The sequence below is a fragment of the Oceanobacillus sp. FSL K6-2867 genome (assembly GCF_037963145.1).
In the GTDB taxonomy this organism is placed as follows: domain Bacteria; phylum Bacillota; class Bacilli; order Bacillales; family Amphibacillaceae; genus Oceanobacillus.
Genome location: NZ_CP150144.1, coordinates 2,504,055 through 2,520,160, shown reverse-complemented (window position 1 = coordinate 2,520,160; position 16,106 = coordinate 2,504,055). Strand labels below are relative to the sequence as shown.

The 16,106-nt window shown below is 38.8% G+C and carries 20 protein-coding genes; 5 read left to right on the top strand and 15 right to left on the bottom strand.

Going from position 1 to position 16,106, the window contains the following annotated elements:
* Positions 1–51: 51 nt before the first annotated feature.
* Positions 52–621, bottom strand: coding sequence for a TetR/AcrR family transcriptional regulator (locus NSQ77_RS12400; RefSeq protein ID WP_339226314.1), 570 nt, complete (start codon positions 619–621; stop codon positions 52–54).
* 171 nt (positions 622–792) lie between these two features.
* Here NSQ77_RS12400 and NSQ77_RS12395 point away from each other — a divergent pair, with 171 nt between their 5' ends.
* From NSQ77_RS12395 to NSQ77_RS12385, 3 genes are all read left to right on the top strand, one after another.
* The gene (locus tag NSQ77_RS12395; protein WP_339226313.1) at positions 793–1,353 is read left to right on the top strand and encodes an NADPH-dependent FMN reductase; all 561 of its coding nucleotides are present in this window, start codon (positions 793–795) and stop codon (positions 1,351–1,353) included.
* A 101-nt stretch (positions 1,354–1,454) separates the two neighbouring features.
* On the top strand, positions 1,455–2,366 hold the full coding sequence (locus NSQ77_RS12390; RefSeq protein ID WP_339231000.1) for a DsbA family protein: 912 nt from the start codon (positions 1,455–1,457) through the stop codon (positions 2,364–2,366).
* Positions 2,367–2,382: 16 nt separating this feature from the next.
* Complete coding sequence (locus tag NSQ77_RS12385) at positions 2,383–2,688, top strand: monooxygenase (RefSeq protein WP_339226312.1); 306 nt, start codon at positions 2,383–2,385, stop codon at positions 2,686–2,688.
* A 118-nt stretch (positions 2,689–2,806) separates the two neighbouring features.
* Here the strand turns inward: NSQ77_RS12385 and NSQ77_RS12380 are convergent, their stop codons facing one another.
* The 11 genes from NSQ77_RS12380 to NSQ77_RS12330 all read right to left on the bottom strand — a co-directional run bounded on the left by NSQ77_RS12380 (position 2,807) and on the right by NSQ77_RS12330 (position 12,224).
* A complete protein-coding gene (locus tag NSQ77_RS12380) occupies positions 2,807–3,286 on the bottom strand; it encodes a LysM peptidoglycan-binding domain-containing protein (protein ID WP_339226311.1) in 480 nt (159 codons plus the stop codon).
* A gap of 202 nt (positions 3,287–3,488) precedes the next feature.
* Entirely contained in the window at positions 3,489–3,893 is a 405-nt protein-coding gene (locus NSQ77_RS12375) for a VOC family protein (protein ID WP_339226310.1), read from the bottom strand.
* 139 nt (positions 3,894–4,032) lie between these two features.
* Positions 4,033–4,509, bottom strand: coding sequence for a thioesterase family protein (locus NSQ77_RS12370; RefSeq protein WP_339226309.1), 477 nt, complete (start codon positions 4,507–4,509; stop codon positions 4,033–4,035).
* 36 nt (positions 4,510–4,545) lie between these two features.
* Positions 4,546–5,514 carry a 3-hydroxyacyl-CoA dehydrogenase NAD-binding domain-containing protein gene (locus NSQ77_RS12365; protein ID WP_339226308.1) on the bottom strand — a complete coding sequence of 323 codons (969 nt, stop codon included), beginning with the start codon at positions 5,512–5,514 and terminating at the stop codon, positions 4,546–4,548.
* A 4-nt stretch (positions 5,515–5,518) separates the two neighbouring features.
* Positions 5,519–6,412 (bottom strand): 3-keto-5-aminohexanoate cleavage protein, encoded by an 894-nt coding sequence (locus tag NSQ77_RS12360; protein ID WP_339226306.1) that lies wholly within the window; start codon positions 6,410–6,412, stop codon positions 5,519–5,521.
* Positions 6,409–6,960, bottom strand: coding sequence for a GbsR/MarR family transcriptional regulator (locus tag NSQ77_RS12355; RefSeq protein WP_339226305.1), 552 nt, complete (start codon positions 6,958–6,960; stop codon positions 6,409–6,411). Before NSQ77_RS12355 ends, NSQ77_RS12360 begins: the two co-directional genes overlap by 4 nt.
* 112 nt (positions 6,961–7,072) lie before the next feature.
* On the bottom strand, positions 7,073–8,749 hold the full coding sequence (locus NSQ77_RS12350) for a CocE/NonD family hydrolase (protein WP_339226304.1): 1,677 nt from the start codon (positions 8,747–8,749) through the stop codon (positions 7,073–7,075).
* A gap of 52 nt (positions 8,750–8,801) precedes the next feature.
* Complete coding sequence (locus NSQ77_RS12345) at positions 8,802–9,464, bottom strand: ABC transporter permease (RefSeq protein WP_339226303.1); 663 nt, start codon at positions 9,462–9,464, stop codon at positions 8,802–8,804.
* A 1-nt stretch (position 9,465) separates the two neighbouring features.
* Entirely contained in the window at positions 9,466–10,398 is a 933-nt protein-coding gene (locus NSQ77_RS12340; RefSeq protein ID WP_339226302.1) for an osmoprotectant ABC transporter substrate-binding protein, read from the bottom strand.
* Positions 10,399–10,412: 14 nt separating this feature from the next.
* Positions 10,413–11,057 (bottom strand): ABC transporter permease, encoded by a 645-nt coding sequence (locus NSQ77_RS12335; protein WP_339226301.1) that lies wholly within the window; start codon positions 11,055–11,057, stop codon positions 10,413–10,415.
* Positions 11,058–11,069: 12 nt separating this feature from the next.
* Entirely contained in the window at positions 11,070–12,224 is a 1,155-nt protein-coding gene (locus tag NSQ77_RS12330) for a betaine/proline/choline family ABC transporter ATP-binding protein (protein ID WP_339226300.1), read from the bottom strand.
* A gap of 315 nt (positions 12,225–12,539) precedes the next feature.
* Between NSQ77_RS12330 and NSQ77_RS12325 the strand changes: the two genes are divergently transcribed.
* Positions 12,540–12,746, top strand: a complete 207-nt coding sequence (locus NSQ77_RS12325) for a hypothetical protein (RefSeq protein ID WP_339226299.1) — start codon at positions 12,540–12,542, stop codon at positions 12,744–12,746.
* 190 nt (positions 12,747–12,936) lie between these two features.
* Entirely contained in the window at positions 12,937–13,131 is a 195-nt protein-coding gene (locus NSQ77_RS12320) for an IS3 family transposase (RefSeq protein ID WP_339226298.1), read from the top strand.
* Between the two features lie 130 nt (positions 13,132–13,261).
* Here NSQ77_RS12320 and pstB read toward each other — a convergent pair whose 3' ends face one another.
* From pstB to pstC, 3 genes are read right to left on the bottom strand one after another with little or no spacing between them, the layout of a single operon-like run.
* Positions 13,262–14,098, bottom strand: coding sequence for a phosphate ABC transporter ATP-binding protein PstB (gene pstB, locus NSQ77_RS12315; protein ID WP_339226297.1), 837 nt, complete (start codon positions 14,096–14,098; stop codon positions 13,262–13,264).
* A 54-nt stretch (positions 14,099–14,152) separates the two neighbouring features.
* A complete protein-coding gene (gene pstA / locus NSQ77_RS12310) occupies positions 14,153–15,037 on the bottom strand; it encodes a phosphate ABC transporter permease PstA (protein WP_339226296.1) in 885 nt (294 codons plus the stop codon).
* Positions 15,038–15,039: 2 nt separating this feature from the next.
* A complete protein-coding gene (gene pstC / locus NSQ77_RS12305) occupies positions 15,040–15,996 on the bottom strand; it encodes a phosphate ABC transporter permease subunit PstC (protein WP_339226295.1) in 957 nt (318 codons plus the stop codon).
* Between the last annotated feature and the right edge of the window lie 110 nt (positions 15,997–16,106).

Genomic DNA, 16,106 nt, shown 5'->3' with positions numbered 1-16,106 from the left:
TATCTCCTTTTTTCATTGAATAGTTAAATCATTTATTCAAAAAGAGCCTTATTATTTTTCAGAACTAAGATCAGCCCCAGAAATAATGGATGGTATTGCTAATTTGATAAATTCCTCTGGAGTCATTCCTTTAGCATCTCTTCTCCATTCAACAGAAGCACCGTAAATTCCCCAGCTTAATATAATAGCCGTAATTTTCAGAGCATCATCCTTTTCAGCTTTATTTTGGTTTAATAGCATTTTGTAAAAAACAACTTCAAGCTGCTCCCTGATAATCCGGGCAATGGTATCCTCGTATCCTCTATGGCAGCGATTGGATAATGATTTCTGGAAATTCGTAATCGCTAAGAAAATCTTAACAAGCGATTCTTCATCTAGTTTGTTATTCTGATAGAAACCACAATCCAAATTAACTAATAATACCTCTGATAATACCTTTTCCAACAGGTCATATATATCTTCAAAATGATAATAGAATGTCGCACGATTTATCATAGCTTCAGCTGTAATATCCTTAATCGTAATATCCTTAAATTCCTTCTTACCTGAAAGCTCCATAAAAGCATCCATAATTAACTTTCGGGTACGCAAAATTCGGGGATCCGTTTTGGCCTTCGTCATAGTGATCTCCCTTCCACTTTTTAAACACTTTCTTCAATGTGTTGGATAAACAACAAATACATCGAACTATTGGTGTTGTTACTTTTTATTATGGCTTAAAATTCAATTATAAAGCAACTAAATTGCGTCTTATAAAGGGCATTTCATAAAACATTTCCAGGAGGATTTATCATGCTTAAAATTGGAATTATTACTGGTAGTACAAGAGATTCAAGAGTAAATTTGCAAGTTGCAGAATGGGTGAAATCCATCGCAGATAAGCGAACAGATGCTGAATTTGAAGTGGTTGATATTAAAGCTTACAACCTGCCAAAATTCAATGAACCGATTCCGGCTATTATGTCACAAGATTACCAAGCCCCAGAAGCAAAAGCTTGGTCTGAGAAAATTAATGAGCTTGACGGCTTTGTTTTTGTCACACCTGAATACAACAAAGCGGTTACTTCTGGGTTAAAGGATGCCATCGATTATTTATATGTGGAATGGAATAATAAAGCTGCAGGGATCGTAAGTTATGGTTCTACACTTGGAGTTACAGCGGCAAATAATTTACGCTTAATTTTAACTGTACCAAAAGTAGCAACAGTAGGAACGCAGCCCGCACTAAGCCTTTTCACAGATTTTGAAGAAATGAGAACCTTTAAACCAGCCGCGTTTCATGAAGAAACCGTTCAAACTATGCTGAATGAGGTCGTAGCTTGGTCTGCTGGTTTAAAAACAATTCGAAACTAATTTATAACATAATAAAAAGCGCGGGAAAAAGGCATAGCCCTTTTTCTCGCTTATCTTATATGTACAGAAATGAGGAGTATAAAGTGAACAACAATAAAAATATGATTTGCGATTTAGAAACTGGTGTATGCGGGATAGCGGAAGGAGAAGAAATGGAGATGATTGACTTTAACCAACCAAAAAAGTCGATTAATCTTTATTATGTAACAGATCCAATCTGTTCGCATTGCTGGGCAATTGAACCAGTTCTCCGTCGTTTCACCCGACAGTATGGTGATTATTTTATCGTTCATACGGTTATGGGTGGGTTACTGGAAAAATGGCATGATGGTCCAATCGATCCTGCAAACGGAATTTTTAAACCAGCTGATGTTGCTGGTCACTGGAGAGAGGTTGGAGAGCATTCCAGAATGCCAATTGACGGATCTTTAATGATTGATAATCCTGTTCAATCTTCTTTTCCACCTTCCCGCGTGTTTAAGGTGATTCAAAAAAATCATAATGCGGAGATTGCATTTGAATATTTACGTCGTGCACGAGAAGCACTTTTTGCTTTTAACCAAAATATTTCAGATAAAACGGTTATGATTGACACTGTAAATAAACTTGGTCTTGATGGAGTAGCGATTGTAAATGAGGCTGAACAACCAATCGGACAACAATTATTGGAGGAAGATTTCGCTCTGACGAGAAGCTTAGGTGCCCGTGGTTTCCCTACAATTATCATGGTCAACGAGGAAAATAAAGGCGTAAAAATTGTTGGAGGACGTCCTTTTGAATACTATGTTGACGGCTTAAAACAAGTTCTAAATCAGGAGGAAATCCAGCCAAAGCAGCAACCTTCCCTTGCTGACCTGCTTGAAAAGGAAGAGCTTCTATTTGCCAAAGAAATTGAAGTTATGTATGATGTGGACCAAACTGATCTTAACGCTTTTGTTGAAAAAGAGCTTTCTGCCGACCAATATCAAAAGCAGGAAATTCTAGGAGAGTACTACTTTACAACAACGAAGTAAACAAAGGAGAATGATTATGGCATACGTATTGCAAGTCGATTTTAACATGGATGGACCATTCGGAGAGGATATGGCAGATGCATTTTCTGACTTAGCGAAAAGCATCAATGAAGAAGCTGGCTTCCTATGGAAAATCTGGACAGAGAGTCCTGAAACAAACGAAGCTGGCGGAATTTATGTTTTTGAAACAAAGGAAACAGCTGAAAGCTATCTGAATATGCATACGAAACGTTTAGCAAGCTTTGGCATTACAAAAGTTAATGCCAAAATCTTTGCTATCAATTCCAAGCTTACTGCGATTACGAATGGGCCGGTGAGCTAAACCGTTCATCTGTTAAATAAATGAGGCCAGGACAAAACCAAGTGTTTAACACGAAACAACCTTAGTTTTGTCCCGCCTCATTTTATCAGTATTTAACTCATAAGATAATTACTTTACCTTAATAAGGCCACACTTTAACCTGCAGCTGCTGCACTCCGAATTCCAATGCATCGTCTAAGTTTTCTATATAAATATCCAGCTTGCCATTTGTAATCGCACTGCCCCGATCTTGACATACATACGTTTCATCCAATTCTGGAATATGTATTTTAGTTCCAAATGGAAGAGCTTGCGGACACGCAATTGTATTTCCCTCTTCTACCATTGCTCCAGATGCGGTTATGCCATAAGCAGGATCGCCTGGCTGTTTTTCAGTAGATTCATAACCAGCCGTATAAGCAGTAACTGTAAAAGGTAGACCGCTCTCATCTGGTATGTTAATTGCTTGTCCAGTCTGAATATGTTCTTGATCTGTGATAGATGGGTTTGCAGCAATTAACGTATTAAAATCTACTTGATAGTTTTGGGCGATTCGAAATAAACTTTCCCCCGCCTTTACTGTGTGAACCTTTTCTGCAGAAGCCGTTTCCAAAAACATTCCAAATCCAACCATACATACAATCGTCGATAAAATATACTTGATGATAACACACCTCCACTTATGATATACATAAAACTATCTACCCTAATCTCGATCACTTTAAAACTAGTTTTTCCACTTTAATACAGGCGCAGAAGAAAAAGAGGTATTTACTACCGCAACATGGAAAAAGTGCCCTTTCGCTGTTTATATATATTCCTTACGCATACGACCTGTTCATTAACACGATTCTCCATCCATCTGGATCTTCTATCGTGATACCTTGTTCTTTCCAATATCCATTTTCGGGCTCTGCCTCTTTATAGCCCATTTTTTCTAATCGTTTAGACACTTTACTGATTTCATGTTTATTTGTTATGTAGAAGACTAATAGATTATCTTTGCTAGGTGCAGGACACGGACTTCCATCAATATGACGAGTGAATTCCAAATGGTAATTAACATCCGGCAATCCAATAATAACACCTTCGTATCCTCTATTCCCTTTAAAACGTTGGATCTGTCTGAGCCCTAAACCATTCACATAAAAATCAATAACCTCTTCAAACTTATCCGTCGGTCTTGCTATTCTGACCTGAGCTGCTGTGAAATCGTTAAATTCCATCCTTGTACTCAACTCCTCGTTTTCTAATATGAACAATCCTTCATTTAAGCGTATATTAACAAGGCATTTATATCAATTTTTTAACATATAATAAAAAAAATGGTTTCCCACTATGATAATGGGAAACCACTTTTTTTGTTCATTTCTTTTTTCTAATTCCAATAACACGCCCAACTTCTTTTGGTTTTTCTGCCGGTTTGTGTTTAGTTGCAAGTTCTTCTATATGGTTGAAAATTTCCTCCGGAAAAGGCGATGCTTTTCCTTCTTCCTGGTTAATTCCCATTAGCAATTGTTCACTCGTTGCAGCTCGCTTTCCATCTTCGCCGTACAGTTCAAAGAAAAGGTGGACTCGTTTAATATCATAATCAATCACGTTCATAAAGACTTCAAATGGTTCATCCAGTTTCATTTCATCTAAATAGCAAATGTGATTTTCCATTGTATAAATCGTATACTTGCTCTTCGCCAGGAAATCCTCAGTCATCCCAATTTCGTTCATAAATTGATCGACACCCCAGCTGAATGCTCGAACATATTCTGCATCATTCATGTGTCCATTGTAGTCAATCCAAGCCTCTGGTACTTTATCTTGGATTATTAATTTTGCTTTACTCAAGCGTGCTTACCTCCTCTTAAACCAATTAAACGCTGCTTATAATTTTCCTGATAACATTGATCCTGGCCAATATTTTTCCAATAGCTGCTGGAGCTCCATTAAAAATTCGTCCCTGCGATCTTCCAATTCTTCCATTTCTACACCAGCCGTTTGGACTTCACATCCGGTAATGACTTTGTCAGCTAATTCCTCTGTTAATTCTGGTGCTTCTAATTTCGTCCATGGTAATTTCAATGCCGGTCCGAATTGTTCCAATAAGTGACGCATTCCTTCTTTTCCACCGCCCATATGCAGTGTCATGAACGGCCCCATTAATGCCCACCTAAGCCCTGGTCCATATATAATGGAGGCGTCTACTTCATCTGTACTCGCTACCCCATCATTCACAATGTGAAGAGACTCACGCCAGATTGCTTCCATTAAGCGGTCTGCAATGTGTCCTTCAATTTCCTTCCGAACAACAAGAGGCTTCATCTTTAGAGAATCATAGAAAATTCTTGCCTTTTCGATCGTATTTACATCTGTCTTTTCCCCACCAACAAGTTCAACAAGTGGCATTAGGTAAACTGGGTTAAAGGGATGAGCGACAATAACCCGCTCCGGAGATTTGTGACAATCCGCCTGTAAAGTGCTTGGTAATATTCCAGATGTACTGGATGCGATGATTGCTTCTTTTTTCGCATACGTATCAATATCAGCAATAACCTTTCGTTTTAAACCCTCACGCTCAGGAACATTTTCCTGTACAAAGTCCGCATCTTTTAATGCTTTTTCTAAATTTGAATGAAAGCTTAGCTTATTCTTTGAAGCTCCTTTATGCAGTCCCATTTCCTCCATCCACGGCCATGCGCGCTCAACAGCTGCACGTGTCTTTTCTTCCGTCTTCGGATCGGGATCAAAAGCAGTTACATGGTAACCATTTGCTAAAAAGCGCGTAATCCATCCATTACCAATTACACCTGTACCAACAACCGTGATGTTTTGGATTGATGTGTCATTTGTCATACTGTTAGGCTTCCTTTCCATATGGGTTCAGTAAATTGAGATGTTTTCGTACTTCAGCAGGTGTCATTACATCAGAACCGAAGGAATGGACTATCTCAACAGCTTTATCAACAAGCTGTTCATTTGTTGCAAGCTGACCCTTCTTCAAATACAGATTATCTTCCAGACCTACACGAATATTTCCACCTTGGCGAATAGACTCCTCAACAATTGGCATTTGCATTCGACCAATTCCAAAAGCTGCCCATTTCGCATTTTCGGGAATTCGGCTTTTCATATATGCCATGGTTTCCGCATCTGCTGCTGCTCCCCATGGAATACCGAGGCAGAACTGGAATATTGGATTCCCTTCAACTAAACCTTCTTCAATTAATTGATTAGCAAACCGAACATGACCTGTATCAAAACATTCTAATTCGGCTTTGACACCACTTTCCTTTACAAATTTCGCCTGTTTCCTTAACCAATCTGTTGGACTAACGTATAACATATCACCAAAGTTAATACTGCCACAGTCAAGGGTACACATTTCCGGCAGTAGTTTTCCTATCGGTTCATGACGTTCTTCAGGTGTTTGAATATCGGTTCCTTCTCCGCCTCTTGTGGGGTCTTCATCACTTGGTATCCAATCTCCACCTCCACCAGAGGTAAGGTTAATAATGACATCTGTCTCTGATGCACGAATTCGTTCGACAACTTCTTGAAACAGATTGACATCATGACTTAATTTTCCAGTTTTCGGATCACGCACATGTATATGTGCGATGGCAGCCCCTGCTTTCGCTGCTTTAATTGCCGAATCTGCAATCTCTTTTGGCGTTACTGGTACATGGGCACTTTTTGTAGTCGTATCTCCTGCTCCTGTTACTGCACACGATAATATCACTTTTTTATTCACGCTTCATTCCCCCGTTCTTTTTTTGGCACATGTTTAAAGATTTCTCCACTTTCAAAAAACTCCGTTACACGGTGGATCCAATCATAGTAATCCATCCATTCCTTCATTTCTTTTAGAAGTTCATTTAGGTTCAGTTCATCTTCTTCCGTCAATCCTGAATCTGCTTGTAATTGATTCATTTGTTTCATCATTCTCTGTTCAAAAGAACTGCTGCGCTGAATAGCCTTTTTCCATGTAGAGGTAAACAGAAGAATGAATGTTTGATAATAATCTTCTTCCACTCGAAATAAATCTTTCCGAACCCCTTTTTTAAAGACACGTTCCGCAATATTTAAATCAATCATTTCACGGACTACCTGACTCATCCGTGTTTTACTCATCCCTGTTTCTTCTGATAGCTCATCCAGTGTCATTGGTTCCCTGTTCATATATATAATTCCAAGCACACGTCCTATACTTGTGGAAACACCGAATGCATTCATATTGTCCGTTATTTTTTCAATGAATTGTGTTTTTACGTCGTCAATCCGTTCGTCATCATTCCTCAATGTCCTCACCCTTTTATGGCTTATTTCCACTAAAATATTTGAAAAATTGGCATTCGCTAGCTTCCCTAGCGCATGCATTGTTAGCAGTTATGCAGATAAGAAAAGCATCCCATTACCTCGCAATTGGTAAGATCAATTTTGATGCTTTATCTCCACCTTGATAAATATATTCCACTGCAGATTTCCCTTCAGTATGTGTCTTTGTTGTTGTTCCGTTATTTAAGTTAATATCATATAGTGGCGCATTGCTTGCTGCTATATCGAGACGTATGCGATGGCCTTTTTTCAAGGTATATGCGGTAGAACCTATTTCGACTTCCAAACAAACTGGCTGATTCTCATTTTCCACCTTTTTTCTATGAAATGAATCGATGATATTATACGAACGTCCTTGGCTATCAACTACTGACAGCCTTAGGGATATATCCAAAAGCTCAGATGGGGAAGATGCCCAAATACTAGCTTTAATTGAACCTAGCATTGGAAGATCTTCCTCAAGCTCCGTACTCGTATAGACAAGAACATCTTCTCGATCTTGTATATCACTCATATCAAACATACCGGACGCGTGTCCCGCAATGAGCGTCCCCCCTCCACGAGTAGGAACTGGATGATTCGGGTCTAGTTTTAAAGCACTTTTAGTTTCTGCAGAGGCAGGTTGATATGTTAATTTCCCATCTCCATTTCGGCTTTGTGACATCCCTTGACTATGGAGGTATACTTCCCTTGACTTTACAGCATTTTGAATCGGCCATTCCTCAAAGGCTTCCCAACGATCCTGTCCCATCAAATAAAGATGGACTGGTTTTTCGAAAGGCATTGGCTTCTCCTTCAACCATTTATCAAACCATTTAATATGAATTTCTGTAGGGTCTGCAATATTGTCTACACCAAGATTAGAAGCAGCATGGTTAAAAAAGCGCTCCCCACATCGACCTGTCATTTCTTCATGCGTCCATGGACCAATCCAGAGCATTTTTGTTCCCTTATAAGTTTGATAGGCTTCTAAAGTTGGTGCCAATAATCCGTCAAACCAGCCACCTATGAATAATGCTGGAATATCCACTTCATTTAGTTTTCCCTTGAGGTTTACATGGTCTTTAAATGTTTTGGATAATCGCCCCTTCATAAAATCAAAATAATACGAATCAGGATCAAGGTCTTTGATCGGCTTCCATTCATCAGCAGGAGCATCAGATAACCGTTCTGCCAGATTTTCTAAATAATAATGAAATTTCTTTTTGTCAAAGTTCCCTTCCCTTTTCAGCTGATCCTCTAACATCGAACCTAAAACCCAGGTTTCCAGTTTAGCTACTGGTTGAGCCTCTTCCTTTCTTCCTAGAAAGTTTCCCATAAGGTCTGCTCCCGTCATCACTGGGACAATCGCCTTTAAGGAAGGGGGCCTTTCTACTGCTGCAGCTAACTGGGTATAGCCATGATAAGACATACCAAACAGTCCAACTTTTCCGTTTGAATAAGGAAGTTTTGCCGCCCATTCTACTGCCTCATAGCCATCACGTCTCTCATACATAAATGGATAAAATTCGCCTTCTGAGGCAAATCTCCCCCTTACATCTTGAAGAATAACAACATAGCCTGCTTGCACCATCCGAGGCACTTCCAAATATTCATCATAATAACGTGGTGTTTCTTTATCATATGGCAACCGAATCATTAACACTGGATAGCTTTTTTCATCATCTGGACGATACACATCAGACCGAAGAACCGTCCCATCCGTTAATGAACAAGGAACATTTTTTTCAACTCTAATTCCGATTTCTCCCAAGACAATCACCTCTAATGATAGATTCAGGCATAAACTTCTATTTTTCCGCCTTTTATGCTGCGCTTGATTTAGATGATTTAATTGGTTGGAGTTTCCGTTCAATCCAACCCATAATTAAATCTGCAATAATGGCCATCAACGCTGTAGGTATCGCACCTGCTAGAATAATAGCTGTTCCATCCGTTGCATTCGTTCCTGTTAGGATGATGGACCCTAACCCTCCTGCACCAACAAATGCACCAATTGCAGCAATTCCAATTCCAATAACTAGTGCCGTCCGTATCCCTGCCATAATGACACTAATCGCAAGGGGAAGCTCAACCATTCGTAGTAGTTGAAATCGAGTCATCCCAGAAGCAAAGCCTGCTTCAATAACCGTTTTATCAACGTCTTTCATCCCGACATAGGTGTTTTGCACAATCGGCAGAATCGAATATAGCATTAATGTAACAATTACCGTATTGGTGCCAAGTCCCATGACAATCATAATGACAGCCATTGCCCCTAAGGCCGGAATCGTTTGAATAATACTTCCAAGTGCCAGTACCCAGCTACTCAACTTCCCATATTTTGCAATAAGAATACCTAAAGGAATCGAAATAATTGCGGCAAATAGAACACCATACGCTGCCATTAGAAAATGTCTGTAAAACTGTACCCATATATAACCACCATTTTGGGTGACATATTGCACGAACTGTTCCAATGTATCCATATTACTTCTCCCCTTTCTCCATATCCTCAAAGAAGTTATTCGCTTCTAGAAACTCCATGGCAACTTTTTGTGGACTCATTAATTGAACATCCGCTTTATAATTTAATTCCTGCATGGTTTCTGTAGAAATTTGTCCATGCAAACGTTCTGTAATTGCTGCAATCTCTGGGTAATTTTCCAAAATCTCATTATCAATAACAGCTGAGGCATCATATGGCGGGAAGAATCGCCGATCATCCTCAAGAACTTTTAAATCAAATTCCTTAATTCTCCCGTCTGAAGAATAAGCCAGCACAACGTCCATATGGCCAGTAGCTGCCGCCTGATACACAAGACCAATATTCATTGGGAAAACATGACCAAATGAAAAGTAGGCTTCCTGAAACCCATCATACCCATCTCCTTTGCGATTGACCCAGGCATTATCTACACCAAAACGCAGGTCATCCGCGAAAGGTTCGAGATCAGAAATGGTTTCGATGTTATGTTGCTCGGCAAATTCTGTTGTCACAGCAACAGAATAGCTGTTTTCAAAGCCATAAGGCGCTGCCCATGTTTCATTAAATTGGTCCTGAAATTCCTTTGTTACAATGTCAAGTGCTTTCTTTGGATCGGTAATCGGGTCCATCCCAAGTGCTCCAGATAGGTCTGTACCCGTATAACGTGTACTTGTTATATCAAGGTCTCCTCTCAACATCCCTTGATGTTGAACAATTGATGAACCAAGATGTGTCACAAGTTCGGTACTGGCATCTGTTTCCCGTTCAATCATAATCGATAATATTTCAGCTAAAATCTGTGATTCAGATGTACCTAAGGCACCTATTTTTATCGTCTCTTTTGTCGTACTAGCCAGACCTGGCAAGGAACAGCCTGCAAGCACTACAAGTAAAAGCAAAACCATGCTTCCTTTATGAAATATCTTTTTCAACATGTTCACCTCCAAGCTTAAACAGTTTCATACGAATCCCTTAGCCCCTCGGGCGTCAAACGATTTTCCAAATAGGCCAGCAAGCGATCTGCAATTAAAGCAAGAATAGTCGCTGGTACTGTACCTGCAATAATTAAGGAAGGCTGATAAAGGTTTAAGCCATCAAAGATAAAGTCGCCAAGACCGCCACCACCGATAAATGCTGCCAATGTTGCCCAACCGATCAAATAAACCGTTGATAGACGAACACCAGCCATAATTACTGGAAGTGCCATTGGAAATTCTACTTTTATAATCGATTGCAAAGCACTCATTCCCATGCCTTTTCCAGCTTCAACTACTCCTGGATTTACATCCCGGATTCCGATGTACGTATTACGTAGAATCGGCAGTAATGAATAGAAAAACAGCGCAATAATGGCAGGCAGTTTTCCAACACCTAAAATTGGAATAAAAAATGCTAAAATTGCAAGGCTTGGAATCGTTTGCAGAATGCCAATAAAAGAAATAAATCGATCGGCAAAGTTTGGCGCCCTTGAAAGCAAAATTCCTAAAGGTATCGCAACTAGCACCCCAAGCAAGATGGCTGCAACAGAAATAAATAAATGTTCCCACGTTTTAATTAATAAATCATTTCCAAATGTAGCAAAAAAATCCTTCATCCGTTCTACCTCCTACTCCGCATTCGCTACAATTTCTTCAAATTCTGTTCCATCGCCCCAAATTGTGTCATAAACAAGGGTTGCAAGTGTTGCCCGTGTGACAATTCCCACCAAACGATGACCTTCATCCACAACAGGAACATATTGTGCACCGCGTCTGAGTATCTTGTGAATCGCATCACGCAACAAACTGTCTTGAGATACAGAATAAATGTCCGTTACCATTACTTCCTCCACTGTATTTGCCTTTTTGTAATTGTTATTAATGGATTCAATATCTAAAAAGCCTTTTAAAACATTATTTGAATCCGTAATAAGGAGGGAATCAACCCGTTCATCTCGCATTTTCGTAATAGCGGCTTTTAAAGTGGTACCGATTTGTACGGTAATTGGAGTACTATTCATAATTTGTCCGACCGTTGTGACATCTGGACGACCTTGAATTAACCGGTCTTTTCCAAGGAATTCTTCTACAAATTCATTTGCCGGATTTCTGAGAATCTCATCTGGTGTATCAACTTGAACAATTTCTCCATCCTTCATAATGACAATCCGATCTGCAAGCTTTAATGCCTCATCCATATCATGTGTAACAAAGACAATTGTTTTATTTAATTCTCTTTGCAACTTTTTAAATTCTTCCTGTAAGGCATCCCTTGTAATCGGATCAAGTGCACCAAATGGCTCATCCATTAATATCAATGGCGGATTTGCAGCAAGCGCACGTAATACACCGATTCGCTGTTGCTGTCCCCCACTCAATTCATGTGGATATTTATCAAGATATGTGTCAGGTAAATTTACTAGCTTGATTAGCTCACATGCTCGTTTATCTTTTTTCTCTTTAGACCATTTGAGCAATGTACCTACAAGCACAATATTTTCTCTAATTGTCATATGTGGCATCAACCCAATTTGTTGGATTACATACCCTATAGACCTGCGCAATTCGACTGGATCTTGCTCCTTTATATTTTTCCCATCAACTAAAATGGCTCCATCTGATATGTCAATTAAGCGGTTTACCATTTTCATTGTTGTTGTTTTACCACAACCACTTGGACCGATAAAACATATAAATTCGCCCTTTTCAATTGTTAAATTCAAACTGTTAACAGCTGGCTTACCATTACCATAACGCTTTGTAACATTATGAAACTCTAACATTTTTAAAGCACCTCCGTGTTGAATACTATATTAGTATAGGGAAATAAATAGATAATAGAAAACATCATATAACTCCATACAGTACTAAAAATGTATACAATTTTTATTTTATAAAGTTTATGATGTGATTTTCTTAGTAATCCTCCGTATTTCGTGATATTACGCCTGCATCATATTATTTAAAACATTAAGTTAATTTGCAAATCAGCAGAACTCTGCTAATAATACAAAAGAAAAAAGCCTCCCATTTATGTCGAAGATACAGTACCAACCCCCAAAAGTTAGAGTAAGAAACTAACTTTTGGGGGTGTTTTTATGTCTAAATATAGTGAAGAATTTAAAATAAAGCTTGTTACCAAGTACAATTCCTATAAGGGGAAGGTTGAAAAAGTAGCGAAAAACCGATTACCCCGCCGTTTTAGCACATCTATTCCTCTTCAAATATTAGTAACCGACATTACAGAATTCAAATGTCTAGGTGAAGAGAAGTTATACTTAAAACCGATTTCTCGACCTTTATAATTGGGAAATCATTGCGTTTGAAATCAAGAAACGTCCCACGTTAGATCTTGTCATGAACCCTTTAAAAGAAACGATGGAGATAATAAAGAATCGCGCAATTTATCGTACCACCATTCATTCCGACCAAGGCTGGCATTATCAGCACAACCAATGGGTGAGAACATTAAAGAAAAATAAAGTATTCTAAAGCATGTCACGTAAAGCAACCTGTGCAGACAACGCTTCGATGGAGAATTTCTTTGGTATTTTAAAACAGGAAATGTATTATGGGGAAGAATTAGTAAGCTATGAAGAATTAAAAAGTCGGATTAAAGAATATATTCACTGGTATTACCATGAACGAACAAAAATGAAATTGGCTGGATTGAGTCCAGTCGAATTCTGAACTCAATCCAGCCAATCAGCTGCATAATAAAAACTTTAACTTTTAGGGCTAACCACTGATACTTCGAACAATTAGGAGACTTTTTTAATTTTAAATACAGTAATCAACCGAAGCGCAGAACCAAAACAGCTTATCCAAATCTGCCGGAGATATAGTCTTCCGTTCTGCTATCAGACGGATTCGTGAAAATTGTATTTGTTTCATCAAATTCAATAACTTCTCCGTTTAGGAAGAATGCTGTTTTGTCTGAGATACGTGCTGCTTGCTGCATATTATGGGTAACAATAATAATTGAGTATTCTTTCTTAAGCTCTTGCACCAATTCTTCAATTCGCAGTGTTGATTTCGGATCAAGTGCAGATGTTGGCTCGTCCATTAAGATTACCTCGGGTTCGATTGCCAAGCAGCGCGCGATACATAAACGCTGCTGCTGTCCACCTGATAGCCCATATGCATTTTCATTGAGGCGATCTTTTACCTCGTCCCAAATATATGCTCCGCGAAGACTGCGCTCGACAATTTCATCGAGCACTTTTTTATTGCGAATTCCATGAATCTTTGGTCCGTATACAATATTTTCATAGATTGATTTCGGGAAAGGATTGGGCTTTTGGAACACCATGCCTACCTTTGTTCTCAAATCTTCTACTTTAAATGAACGATCTAGGATATTTTTGCCTTTATACGTAATCTCCCCAGTTGTCCGTACACCCGGAACAAGCTCAACCATCCGATTTAACGTTTTAATGTAGGTTGATTTTCCACAGCCAGATGGTCCAATAATCGCTGTTACTTCCTTTTCACGGAAAGACAAATTTACATCTTTTAATGCGTGTGTATCTGTATACCAAAGGTTTAATTCCTTTGTGTCGTAAACTACTTTACCGACGGATTCAGGCTCTTGAGCAGCACCTGTTTCCGGATTAATCTTAACCGGTCTTTTATTTTTAACTGATGATAGACTCATCATTTTCAACTCCTTTAAATCTAGGCTTTGCATGTCACGTTAGATAAATGACCGTTAATATCGCTGTTGGAACTTATTTCGAATAAAAATAGCTACCGAGTTTAATAAAAACAACAATACTAATAAAACGATAATGGTCGCTGCAGCTAAATAGGCATATTCCTTAACCAATGAAGAGTCAAGTGTCCAATAGTAAATTTGCATTGGTAATGCTGTAAATGTGTCAAATAACCCTTCAGGGAATGGAATAAGCAATGCAGGAATCCCCAAAACTGTTAATGGTGCTGTCTCTCCAATTGCACGGGATAATGACAGGATTGCACCTGTAAGAATACTTGGTAAAGAGGCAGGCAATACAACATTTTTAATTGTTTGCCATTTTGTCGCCCCCATTCCATATGATGCCTCCGCCAAATACTTTGGCACTGCACGAATTGCCTCTTGCGAAGAAACAATCAAAATTGGTAATACAAGCAAAGATAACGTGAGTCCACCGGCTAACACTGCATTTCCTAAGCCCATCACTCTTGAGAATATAGTTAGTCCTAAGAGACCATACACAATAGACGGTACCCCAGCTAAGTTAGATATATTCGTCTGAATAAATGACTGAAGCTTTCCTTTTTTCGCATAGAGCTCTAGATAGATTGCCGAGCCAACACCAATAATTAATGTAACTGGTATGACAACAACCATTAACCACACCGTTCCAAGAAGGGCACCCATAATTCCCGCACGATCGGCACTTGTTGATAATCTTCCAGTGATAAAATCCCAATCCAGCCATGCGGCACCTTGTGTGATGACTCGCACGAGTAAAACAGCTAACACGGCAAGACCAAATAATGTCGCAAGTAAGAATACTACTTTTAAAATATTATTCTTTCGAATACGTGCATGCATTCTTTTTTCCATTTTCGTTGCATTTACTTGGTTCATTCTTAATATTCCTCCCTAAACTTACGAGAGACATATCTTGCAAGTAGATTCATAATAAGTGTAAAAACAAATAGCGTTAATGCAACAGCATATAAGCTGTAATATATAGTTGTTCCAGCAGCCGCTTCACCGCCAGAAACTTCAACAATATATGCAGTCATTGTCTGCATAGATTGAGTAATGTCGAAAGTAAAGTTTTTGGAGCTACCACTAGCAATAGTTACAATCATCGTTTCACCAATTGCACGTGATATTCCAAGCACAAAGGATGCAATAATTCCAGAAAATGCAGCCGGAATTACTACTTTAAATGTCGTTTCAAGCTTCGTAGCCCCCATTGCTAAAGAACCTTCACGCATCGCATTAGGGACAGAAGTCATTGCATCTTCTGATAAGGATGCAATCATTGGTATAATCATAACCCCCATCACAATTCCTGGACTGAGGATATTTGTTGCTTCTACTTCGGGGAAAATCGAACGAATAATTGGTGTTACAAAGGTAAATGCAAAAAAACCGTATACGATAGTTGGAATACCAGCAAGTACTTCCAGTAATGGCTTTAATACTTTGCGTACTTTATCTGTTGCATACTCACTTAAATAAACTGCTGACATAATACCAATCGGACCAGCAACAAGCATTGCAATTAACGATGAAATAATTGTCCCATTGATAAGTGGCAGCACACCGAATTCAGGGTTCTGACTCATTGGCTTGAGCACAGTTCCAGTAAAAAATTCCCATATTGGAACAATTTTAAAGAATTCAATTGCTTCGGATAATAGTGTATAAATAATTCCAATCGTAGTTAGAACTGAGATACTGGCTATAATAAATAGAATCGTTGGAATTAGTTTTTCTGTTATATTAGAGATATTTCTCGAATTTCTCTTTTCTTCAATCATTTCTCTAACATTTACAGCGTTCTGTTTATGATTACCGCTGTTTGTCGGCATTACCTTGTGCACTCCTTCCAGCGCTTATAGCTCACAATAAGATGAGAGCTTGATTCTGCCCTCATCTTATTTAGAGTCATATGTCGAATTTTTAATATAGGTGTTTTGCT